Source organism: Brevundimonas sp. (assembly GCF_041911375.1).
In the GTDB taxonomy this organism is placed as follows: Bacteria; Pseudomonadota; Alphaproteobacteria; order Caulobacterales; family Caulobacteraceae; genus Brevundimonas.
In genome coordinates this window covers 12,956-22,422 of sequence record NZ_JAYRPA010000005.1, presented here as the reverse complement: position 1 = coordinate 22,422, position 9,467 = coordinate 12,956, and the positions used below count along the sequence as shown (strand labels likewise).

Genomic DNA, 9,467 nt, shown 5'->3' with positions numbered 1-9,467 from the left:
CCCCCTGCGACGCTTCGACCCAAGACGGGCCGCGGGTCTCATTCCGCCACCTCCAGCGCCGGCCGCGCCCAGCGCACGGCCACGCGCGCGCCGCGCGGGGCGCCCTTCTGGTCGGACTGGGGCAGGCCCTGGCCCACGCTGACCTGGCCGCCGGTGCGCTCCAGCAGGGTGCGGGCGATGAAGAAGCCCAGGCCCATCCCGCCCTGGCTGGGCGCGATGGCGGGGGCGACGGGCGGGCGGCGACGCGCGGCGTCGGCGATCTGGGCGGCCAGGGCGCGGCGCGCCTTGCCCTGCGGTCGGCTGGTCACATAGGGCTCGCCCAGCCGGGGCAGGATGTCGCCGGGAAAGCCAGGCCCGTCGTCCAGGATCTCGACCTCGATCCAGCCCGCGTCCACCAGGGCCTGCACGCGCACGGTCGACCGGGCGAAGTCGGCGGCGTTCTCGACCAGAGTGGACAGGCCGTGCACCACCTCGGGCATGCGGCGCACGCGCGGGGCGGGCTGGCCCGGCGGCGTCTTGACCAGCACCTCGAACGCCAGGTCGAAGCCGCGGTGGGGCTCCACCACCTCCTCCAGCAGCGCCTTCAGGGCCACGTCGGCGTAAAGGGCGTCGTCGCCCTCGGGCTCGCTGGACAGCTGGGCCAGGATGCCGCGGCAGCGCTCGGCCTGCTGCAGGATCAGGTCGGCGTCCTCGGCCAGGGCGCCGCCGGGGGGCGCGGCGCGCTGCATCTCCTTGGCCACGACCTGGATGGTGGCCAGCGGCGTGCCCAGCTCGTGCGCCGCCGCCGCCGCCAGCCCGCCCAGCGCCGCCAGCCGCTGCTCGCGCTGCAGCACGTCCTGCGTCGTGGCCAGGGCCAGCTCCAGCTTCTCGGCGTCGGCGGCGACCCGCCAGGCGTAGCCGGCGGTGAAGACCACCCCGGTCACCAGCGCCAGCGCCATGCCGAAGCGATAGAGGGTCGGCAGGGCGAAATGCTCGTAGGGCCGCCATGGCAGGGGCTCGGACCAGAAGAACAGCACGGCCACGGCCACCAGCGCCAGCAGCCCCAGCAGCAGGGCCTGGCGCGCGGGCAGGGCGGCGGCGGCGATGGTCACGGGGGCCACGAGCAGCAGGCAGAAGGGATTCTCCAGGCCGCCGGTCAGGCCCAGCAGCACCCCCAGCTGGAAGATGTCGAAACCCAGGTGGATCGCCGTCAGCCGGCCGTCGGGCAGGCTGGCCTCCAGCCGGCGGACCCGGGCCATGGCGCCGACGTTGACCGCCGCGCTGATGGCGATGACCGTCAGACAGGGCCACAGCGGCAGGGGGAAGTGCAGCGCGACATAGGCGGTCAGGATCGCCGAGCTCTGACCCACGATGGTCAGCCAGCGCAGCACGATCAGGGTGCGCAGGGAGAATCCCCGCCCCCGGCGCGGGGCGTCGCGCCAGCCCTGCAGCATGTCGGAGGGCGCCTCCTGCGGCGCGATGCGGGGTTCTGTCGTGGTCACGCCTCTTCTATAGACCGCCGCAGTCCCTTCCGTGAGAGGCCTCCATGCCGCGTCGTTCCATCCTGCTGTTCGCGGGCGCCTGCATCGCCATCGCCGCCGCCCTGGCCATACTGACCGTCGTGGTGATCTCCGGCCGCGACGCGTCCGCGTCGCGCGAGATCGCCTCCACCGGCCAGCCCCTGGTCGGCGGCGACTTCCAGCTGGTGGACCAGGACGGCCGCGCGGTGGACCAGACGCTGCTGAACGGCAAGTGGAGCCTGGTCTTCTTCGGCTTCACCTACTGCCCCGAGTTCTGCCCCACGACCCTGGCCGAGCTGGCGGCGGTGAAGCAGCGGCTGGGGGACAAGGCCGACGACCTGCAGATCGTCTTCGTCAGCGTCGATCCCGAGCGCGACACGCCCCAGGCGCTGAAGGACTATCTGTCGTCCGACGGCTTCCCCCAGGGGACGATCGGCCTGACCGGATCGCCGGAGCAGATTGCCCAGGCGGCCAAGGTCTATCGCGCCTATTACGAGAAGGTCGGCGAGGGCGACGCCTATACGATGAACCACTCCCTGACCGTCTATCTGATGGGGCCGGACGGCCGGTTCCGCACCGCCGTCGCCTACGGCCTGGGCCCGGACAAGTCGGCCAAGATCATCGAGGACGCCATGGCGCGCGGCTAGGCCACGCCCCATAATCCTTTTGCAGGGTCGTGCGTTGTATGCTGCCCTGCACAAACGGCGGGCCGTCAGGATACATATGCTCTACGCGCTGCACGAACTGGCCTATCAGTCGGCCCTGCCCTGGCGGGTCGGCGCGCAGATGGCGCGCCGCTTCTGGAGTTCGCCGTTCAATCCGGCGGCGGACACGGCCGTCGGCCGCACGGCCTACGCCTCGGCCGAACTGTTCGAGAGCGTGACCCGGCGCTACGGCAAGCCCGACTGGCGGCTGGAGGTCGTCACTGTCGACGGCAAGCCGGTCCGCACCGTCGAACAGGTGATCTGGCAGAGCCCGTGGTGCCGCCTGGTCCGCTTCGCCCGCAACATCGGCGACCTCAAGCGCGCCGGCAAGCCCGCCTCGGGACCGGCCGTGCTGATCGTGGCGCCGCTGTCGGGCCACTACGCCACCCTGCTGCGCGGCACGGTCGAGGCCTTCCTTCAGGACCACGACGTCTATGTCACCGACTGGGTCAACGCCCGGCAGGTGCCGGTGCTGGAAGGCCGGTTCGACTTCTTCGACTACATCGACCATGTGCGCATGATGCTGGCCGAGATCGGCGGCCGGCCGCACGTCGTCGGCGTCTGCCAGCCGGGGCCGCCGGTGCTGGCGGCCGGGGCGATCATGGCCGAGGACGGCGATCCGAACCGGCCGGCCTCCATGACCTTCATGGGCTCGCCCATCGACGCGCGCCTGTCGCCCACCGTCACCAACCAGCTGGCGGAGGAGAAGCCCTTCACCTGGTTCCGATCGAACATGATCCACACCGTGCCCTGGCCCTATCCGGGCTTCGGGCGACAGGTCTATCCGGGCTTCGTGCAGCTCTACAGCTTCATGTCGATGAACGAGGAACGCCACCGCGACGCCCACTGGGACTATTTCAACAGCCTGATCGACGGCGACGGCGACGGGGTCGAGAAGCACGAGGAATTCTACGACGAGTATCTGTCGGTGCTGGACCTGACCGAGGAGTTCTATCTCCAGACCATCGACATCGTCTTCCAGCAGCACCTGCTGCCCCGGGGCCTGCTGGAGCATCGCGGGCGTAGGGTCGATCTGACGAAGATCGCCGACATCGGCCTGATGACGGTCGAGGGCGAGAAGGACGACATCTCCGGCGTCGGCCAGACCCAGGCCGCGCACGGCCTGTGCCCCAACGTGCCCGAGGACCGGCGCAGGCTCTACGTCCAGCCGGGCGTGGGCCACTACGGCGTGTTCAACGGGCGTCGCTTCCGCGACGAGATCTATCCCCGCGTGCGCGACTTCATCGCCAGCAACGAGGCGCTCAGTGGCGTACCGCAACGGTCAGCGGCTGCCGCTTGACGAAGGGGGCGGGCCCGGCCCCGTCCTGAGACTGTCGGTCAATCCGCGCGCCCGGCGCCTGTCGGTGCGGATCGACGCGCGCGCCGGCGAGGCGGTGGTCATCGCCCCGACCGAGCGCGGCCTGGCCCAGGCCGTGGCCTTCGCGCGATCGAAGGGCGTCTGGATCTCCGAACGGCTGGCGGTGCGGCCGCAGGGCCGGCCGCTGGAGCCCGGGCAGGTGATTTCCCTGAAGGGGCGGCCGGTGCGGCTGGAGGCGACGCCCGGCGCGGGCGCGGCGCGGCTGGTCGAGGACGGGACGGTGATCCGCTCGGGCGGCGAGGGCGAGGCCTTCGCCCGGCGCGTCGAGAACCTGCTCAAGCGGCTGGCGCGCGAGACGCTGCTGGAGCGGACCGAACACCATCTGCGCGCCTTGGGCCAGCGGCCGGTCAAGGTGTCGATCGCCGACACCCGGTCCCGCTGGGGATCATGCAGCCCGCACAACCGCACCATCCGCTATTCCTGGCGGGTGATCATGGCCCCGCCGCCGGTGATCGACTACCTGGCCGCGCACGAGGTGGGCCATCTGGTCCACGCCGACCACAGCCCGGCCTACTGGTCGGTGGTCCAGCAGCTGGTCGGCGACCACCGCCCGTTCCGCAAGTGGCTGCGCGACCACGGGGCGGCGCTGCACGCCGTGGGGCGCTGACCGGGCTGAGGTCAGTCCCCCTTCTGACCGTCCGGGGCGTCATTCCGGGGCTGAGCGAAGCGAAGAACCCTCTGGCCCCTAGCCCCCGATCCAGCCCATGTGTTCGGCCAGGATCAGCGCGCCGATGCCGATCAGGGCGACCCCGCCCAGCAGTTCGGCGGTCTTGCCGAACCGCGCGCCCACGGCCTTGCCGATCAGCATGCCGATGGTGGTCAGCACGAAGGTGGTGAAGCCGATGCTGGCGGCGATGATCCAGATGTTCACGCCGATGAAGGCCAGGCCCACGCCCACGGCGGCGGCGTCGATGCTGGTGCCGATCGCGGTGGCGACCAGGGCCCACGCCCCCGCGCGACGGGGCGCGGCGTCCTCGGCGGTCTCGGCGGGCTTGAGGCCTTCCCAGATCATGCGCGCCCCGACGGCGGCCAGAAGGGCGAAGGCGACCCAGTGATCGATCTTCTCGATCAGGCCGGCGGCGATCAGGCCCAGGCTCCAGCCGATCAGGGGCGTGATCGCCTCGATGACGCCGAACACCAGCCCGGCCCTCATGGCCTGGACCACGGCGGGTCGATGCGCGGCGCCCCGGCCGACGGCGGCGGCGAAGGCGTCGGCGGACATGCTGAGCGACAGGACGGCGATCGCGCCTGGGGTCATCGGGAAACACTCCGCCGGGCGACGAGACGCGCATCCCACGCCGCCCGGCGGGGCGGTGGGAAACGCTGGTCTCGCAAGGCGGACGACGGTCCGCTGGTCGCACCACGAAGACGTCGCAAACGACGGCCGCGAATGTGTTGATGCGACCCCGGCTTCAGGCGCCGGAAGCTACTCCCCAACAGGAGCGGGCCCTCTACAGCCGTTCCGCCGCCCGTGCAAGGCGGCCGCCCGCCTCAGTAGAACAGCGGCTCCTGGCGGCGTTCGGGCGCAAGGCGGCCGTCGGCCTGCTGGTCGGGCTGGCGCGGCTGGACGGGCTGGGGCGCGTTGGGACGCACGGCCGGCGGCTGGCCCGGAACCGGCTGCGGGCGGGGCGGACCGTCCTGCTCGACATAGGGCTGGCCCTGGGACGGATCGACCGGCTCCACCGGCTGACCCTGGCCGTCGCCCAGGTTGGACAGCAGGTCGCCGACGGGATCGGGGGCCTGCCACCCCTCCGGCATGGCCGGGCCGTCGGGAATGCGCGGCGCGTTCAGGCGCGGCAGAGCCGCCTCCATGAAGCCCCTCCAGATGGCGGCCGGGGACGACCCGCCCGTCACGCCGCGCATGGCCGTGTTGTCGTCCTTGCCGACCCAGACGGCGGTGACGAAGCCGCCGGTGTAGCCCACGAACCAGGCGTCTTTGTAGTCCGAGGTGGTGCCGGTCTTGCCCGCCAGGTCGCGCCCGGCGATGGCCGCGCCGCGACCGCTGCCCGAGGTTACCACCCCGCGCAGCATCTCGTTCAGATAGTAGAGCGGCGGATTGTTGATCGCCTGGCCCGTCTCCGGATTGGAGCGCTGGTAGATGACCCGGCCCTGGGGCGTGCGGATGCGGCTGACGCCATAGGGTTCGACCCGACGGCCGCCGTTGGCGAAGGCGTCGTACGCCCCGGCCATCTCCAGCGGCGACACCTCCACCGCCCCCAGCGCCATGGCGGGCTCCAGGCCGATGCGGCTCTCCACGCCCAGCCGGCGGGCGACGCGCGCCACGCTGTCGCGCCCGATCTGGTCGGCGATCGAGGCGGCCACGGTGTTGATCGACTGGGCCACGGCCTGGGACAGGCTCATGGGGCCCGAGAAGGTCCCGGAGTAGTTTCGCGGCGACCAGTTCCCGATGGTGATCGGCTCGTCCACCACCGGCGTCTGCGGGGTGTAGCCCGCCTCGAGCGCGGCCAGATAGACGAACGGCTTCCACGACGACCCGGCCTGGCGGCGCGCGTCGACGGCGCGGTTGAACTGGCTGTCGGCATAGGAGGCGCCGCCGATCATGGCGCGCACCCGGCCGTCGCCGTCCAGCGCCACCAGGGCGGCCTGCTCGACGCCGCGGCCCTCGTCCCGCTCCAGGATCCGGCGCACCGAGCGTTCGGCGGCGGTCTGCAGGGTCAGGTCGAGCGTGGTTTCGACGATGATGTCCTCGGTCGGCTCCCCGACCAGGCCGCGGATCGACTTGTCCAGCCAGTCGATGAAGTACTGGGCGTGCTGGGTGGCCAGGGTGCGCGAGACGATGACCGGCTGGGTCACGGCCTGTTCGCGCTGGGCGGCGGTGATGACGCCGGCCTCTTCCATCTCGTTCAGCACGACGGTGGCGCGGGTGGCGGCGCGCTCGCTCTCTGACAGCGGAGAATAGCGCGACGGCGCCTTCAGCAGCCCCGCCAGCAGCGCGGCCTCGCCGATGGTCAGCTCGCTGGCGGACTTGTCGAAATACCGCTGCGACGCGGCCTCGATGCCATAGGCGCCGGCGCCGAAATAGACCCGGTTCAGATAGAGGGCCAGGATCTCCTTTTTGGTGAACTTCATCTCCAGCCAGACGGCCAGCATCAGTTCCTGCACCTTGCGGCGCATGTTCTGGTCGGGCGTCAGGAACAGGTTCTTGGCCAGCTGCTGCGTCAGGGTCGAGCCGCCCTGCACCACCCGGCCGGCGCGCATGTTGGCGGCCGCGGCGCGCATCATGCCGACGGGATCGAAGCCCGGGTGGTTGTAGAAGCGCCGGTCCTCGATGGCGATGAAGGCGGCCGGCACATAGTCCGGCAGGGCGTCCAGGTCGGCCGGCGGCGCCATCTGCGTGCCGCGCGTGGCGATCAGCGCGCCGTTGCGGTCCAGATAGGTGATTGAGGGCTGGCGATCGACGTCGTACAGGCTGGAGGTGTCGGGCAGGCCGCGCGCGAAGACCGCGAAGAAGACGACCAGGAAGATCAGACCCCAGACGGCCAGCACCGCGCCCCAGTAGACCAGAAGCTGCAACGCCGAGCGCCTGGGCCTGCCCTCGCCCTGTCCTTGACCCGCCATTTTTATCCTCAGATGCCGCGCTCAGGCGGGATGTAGCTCCACGGGTATGTATCCCGTATGAACCGCCGCCGAAACGGCCCCGCCGACATCACGCGAGCGTGAGGCGCTATTCGGCCGAAAGAAAGGCGTCCAGTTCGGCGTGGAAGGCCTGGGGCTGGTCGAACATGATGAAGTGCGCGCTGTCGTCGATGCGCTTCAGCGTCGCCCCCGGCAGATTGGCGTAGGACATGCGGTAGATGGTGTCCGTCAGCTCGGGCGTCATGCGCGGATCGTTGAACTTGACGTACAGCACCTCGGTCGGCGCCGTGATCTTCGACAACTCGGGCCGCAGGTCGGTGACGACCAGTTCGCGATAGGCGGCGGCGGAGACCTTCTGGTCGCTCTCGCGCATGTCCTCCAGCGCCTCTTCGCGGCGGCCCTGGGTGTTGATCATGCCGGTGATGGCGGTCGTGGCCTGGGCGACATAGGCCTCGCGCGGGGTGTTCGCCTGGGCGGCCCAGATCTGGTCGGCGACGGGGGTCACGCTTTCGGCCGTGGCGCCCGGCGCGCCGAACATCGCGCCCATGAAGGGGATCATGTCCACGACCATCAGCCGGCCGACCAGGTCCGGATGGCGCGCGGCCAGCATCAAACCGATGGTTCCGCCCATCGAATGGCCGACGACGGCGGGGCGGGGCAGATCGTTCTCGCGGATGTAGCGGGCGATCTCCTCGGCCACCGGGGCGGCGACCAGGCCGGGCGCGTCTCCCGTCTGGGCGTTGCCCTGGGCCGGCGCACCGGCGAACCCCTGGACGTGGATGCGGTGGACGCGCCATCCGGCGCCGTCCTGCGCCGTCAGGTGATCCACCGTCTCCTGCCAGATTTCGGGCGAGGAGCTGAGGCCGGGAATCAGGATGATGTCGCGCCCGTCCATGTCGCCGTCCACCCGGACGTGGATCCGGTCGGAGGCGAAGTCGGCGTGATGATGACCGTGGGCGGCGGTCGCGTCCTGGGCCAGGACGGCGGCGGGCGCGGCGGCCAGCATCAGGGCGGCCAGAAGGGCGGCGCGGATCATGGTGTTACTCCCCTTTGAGGCCGCCTGTATGGCGCCTTCACTTTGTGATGTAAAGTACTCTGACATAGCCTGAGGACAGACGCCGCCCGCCTCTGTTAGACAGGCGTCATGAAGCCAGCCTCCGCCGATCCCGTCCAGTCCCCGCAAGCCGACGCCGCGCCGTCGAAGGTCGGCGCCGCCCCGTTCGGCAAGGGCTTCGTGACCGACGCCTGGTACTTCGTGGCCCTGGGCCGCGACGTCGCGCCCGGCGCGCTGAAACGTCACGGGATCATGGGCGAGCCGGTGCTGGTCGGCCGCACCCGGGCGGGCCAGGTCTACGCCATGCGCGACATCTGCCCGCACCGCGCCGCGCCGCTGTCGGCCGGCCGGCTGGTGGACAAGCCCGGCGAGGGCGAGACGATCGAATGCCCCTATCACGGCTGGCGCTTCCGCCCCGACGGCGTCTGCGCGGCCATCCCGTCCCTGGTCGAGGACCAGGCGTTCGAAGCGGATCGCATCCGCGTCCGGTCCTATCCGGTGCGCGAGAGCCAGGGGATCGTCTTCGTCTGGATGGCGTCCGACGCCCGCAATCCGATGGCGCCGGACCACGAGCCGCCGGTCTTCCCCGGCGTGGTCGGCGGCGAGGCCAAGCTGGTCGAAGGCATGGATTTCGACAGCCACATCGACCACGCCGTCGTCGGGCTGATGGACCCGGCCCACGGCCCCTATGTCCACCAGCAGTGGTGGTGGCGGTCCGAACATTCGATGCACGAGAAGGCCAAGGCGTTCGAACCGCGCGAGCACGGCTTCGCCATGGTCCGCCACGCCCCCTCGTCCAACAGCCGCCTCTACCGGATCCTGGGCGGCGCCCCCGCCACGGAGATCACCTTCCGCCTGCCGGGCTTCCGCTGGGAGCATATCCAGGTGGGCGAAAGGCAGGTCCTGGCCCTGACCTGCCTGACGCCGGTGACCGAGACCAGGACGCGGATCACCCAGATCTTCTGGTCCGACCACTGGGTGTTCGGCCTGGCCAAGCCCTTCCTGCGCATGGGGGTGGTCGCCTTCCTCAAGCAGGACGGCGGCATGGTGAACCTGCAGAACGAGGGGCTGCGCTACGATCCCGCGCTGATCTGGATCGACGACGCGGACAAGCAGGCGAAATGGTACCAGCAGCTGAAGCGCGAATGGGCCAGGAGCCGGGCCGAGGGCCGCGCCTTCGTCAATCCGGTGCGGCCCGCGACCCTGCGCTGGAAGAGCTGATCCCCCAGCGGCCG

At 70.9% G+C, this 9,467-nt stretch carries 8 protein-coding genes; 4 read left to right on the top strand and 4 right to left on the bottom strand.

All coding sequences use genetic code 11. The annotated features are described in order from the left end of the window. Positions 1–38: 38 nt before the first annotated feature. Positions 39–1,481 carry an ActS/PrrB/RegB family redox-sensitive histidine kinase gene (locus ACE3PU_RS00820; RefSeq protein WP_374385651.1) on the bottom strand — a complete coding sequence of 481 codons (1,443 nt, stop codon included), beginning with the start codon at positions 1,479–1,481 and terminating at the stop codon, positions 39–41. Between the two features lie 44 nt (positions 1,482–1,525). Here ACE3PU_RS00820 and ACE3PU_RS00815 point away from each other — a divergent pair, with 44 nt between their 5' ends. The 3 genes from ACE3PU_RS00815 (at position 1,526) to ACE3PU_RS00805 (ending at position 4,188) form a co-directional block, all read left to right on the top strand. Then, positions 1,526–2,146, top strand: a complete 621-nt coding sequence (locus tag ACE3PU_RS00815; RefSeq protein ID WP_374385649.1) for an SCO family protein — start codon at positions 1,526–1,528, stop codon at positions 2,144–2,146. Positions 2,147–2,222: 76 nt separating this feature from the next. Then, positions 2,223–3,503, top strand: a complete 1,281-nt coding sequence (locus tag ACE3PU_RS00810) for a polyhydroxyalkanoate depolymerase (protein WP_374385647.1) — start codon at positions 2,223–2,225, stop codon at positions 3,501–3,503. Continuing rightward, positions 3,469–4,188: a M48 family metallopeptidase gene (locus ACE3PU_RS00805; protein ID WP_374385645.1), complete on the top strand. Its 720-nt coding sequence runs from the start codon at positions 3,469–3,471 to the stop codon at positions 4,186–4,188. The genes ACE3PU_RS00810 and ACE3PU_RS00805 overlap by 35 nt, the downstream gene beginning before the upstream one ends. Positions 4,189–4,266: 78 nt before the next feature. On the opposite strand, the gene ACE3PU_RS00800 is transcribed toward ACE3PU_RS00805, so the two are convergent. The 3 genes from ACE3PU_RS00800 to ACE3PU_RS00790 all read right to left on the bottom strand — a co-directional run bounded on the left by ACE3PU_RS00800 (position 4,267) and on the right by ACE3PU_RS00790 (position 8,214). After that, positions 4,267–4,839 carry a manganese efflux pump MntP family protein gene (locus tag ACE3PU_RS00800; protein WP_374385643.1) on the bottom strand — a complete coding sequence of 191 codons (573 nt, stop codon included), beginning with the start codon at positions 4,837–4,839 and terminating at the stop codon, positions 4,267–4,269. 233 nt (positions 4,840–5,072) lie between these two features. Continuing rightward, a complete protein-coding gene (locus tag ACE3PU_RS00795; RefSeq protein ID WP_374385641.1) occupies positions 5,073–7,160 on the bottom strand; it encodes a PBP1A family penicillin-binding protein in 2,088 nt (695 codons plus the stop codon). Between the two features lie 106 nt (positions 7,161–7,266). Beyond that, entirely contained in the window at positions 7,267–8,214 is a 948-nt protein-coding gene (locus ACE3PU_RS00790; RefSeq protein ID WP_374385639.1) for an alpha/beta fold hydrolase, read from the bottom strand. 108 nt (positions 8,215–8,322) lie between these two features. Here ACE3PU_RS00790 and ACE3PU_RS00785 point away from each other — a divergent pair, with 108 nt between their 5' ends. After that, positions 8,323–9,453 carry a Rieske 2Fe-2S domain-containing protein gene (locus ACE3PU_RS00785; protein ID WP_374385637.1) on the top strand — a complete coding sequence of 377 codons (1,131 nt, stop codon included), beginning with the start codon at positions 8,323–8,325 and terminating at the stop codon, positions 9,451–9,453. The last annotated feature ends 14 nt before the right edge of the window (positions 9,454–9,467 follow it).

Coding starts and splice junctions, on each gene's coding strand:
- ACE3PU_RS00815 (WP_374385649.1), top strand. CDS start 1,526: ATGCCGCGTCGTTCCATCCTGCTGTTCGCGGGCGCCTGCATCGCCATC.
- ACE3PU_RS00810 (WP_374385647.1), top strand. CDS start 2,223: ATGCTCTACGCGCTGCACGAACTGGCCTATCAGTCGGCCCTGCCCTGG.
- ACE3PU_RS00800 (WP_374385643.1), bottom strand. CDS start 4,839: ATGACCCCAGGCGCGATCGCCGTCCTGTCGCTCAGCATGTCCGCCGAC.
- ACE3PU_RS00795 (WP_374385641.1), bottom strand. CDS start 7,160: ATGGCGGGTCAAGGACAGGGCGAGGGCAGGCCCAGGCGCTCGGCGTTG.
- ACE3PU_RS00790 (WP_374385639.1), bottom strand. CDS start 8,214: ATGATCCGCGCCGCCCTTCTGGCCGCCCTGATGCTGGCCGCCGCGCCC.
- ACE3PU_RS00785 (WP_374385637.1), top strand. CDS start 8,323: ATGAAGCCAGCCTCCGCCGATCCCGTCCAGTCCCCGCAAGCCGACGCC.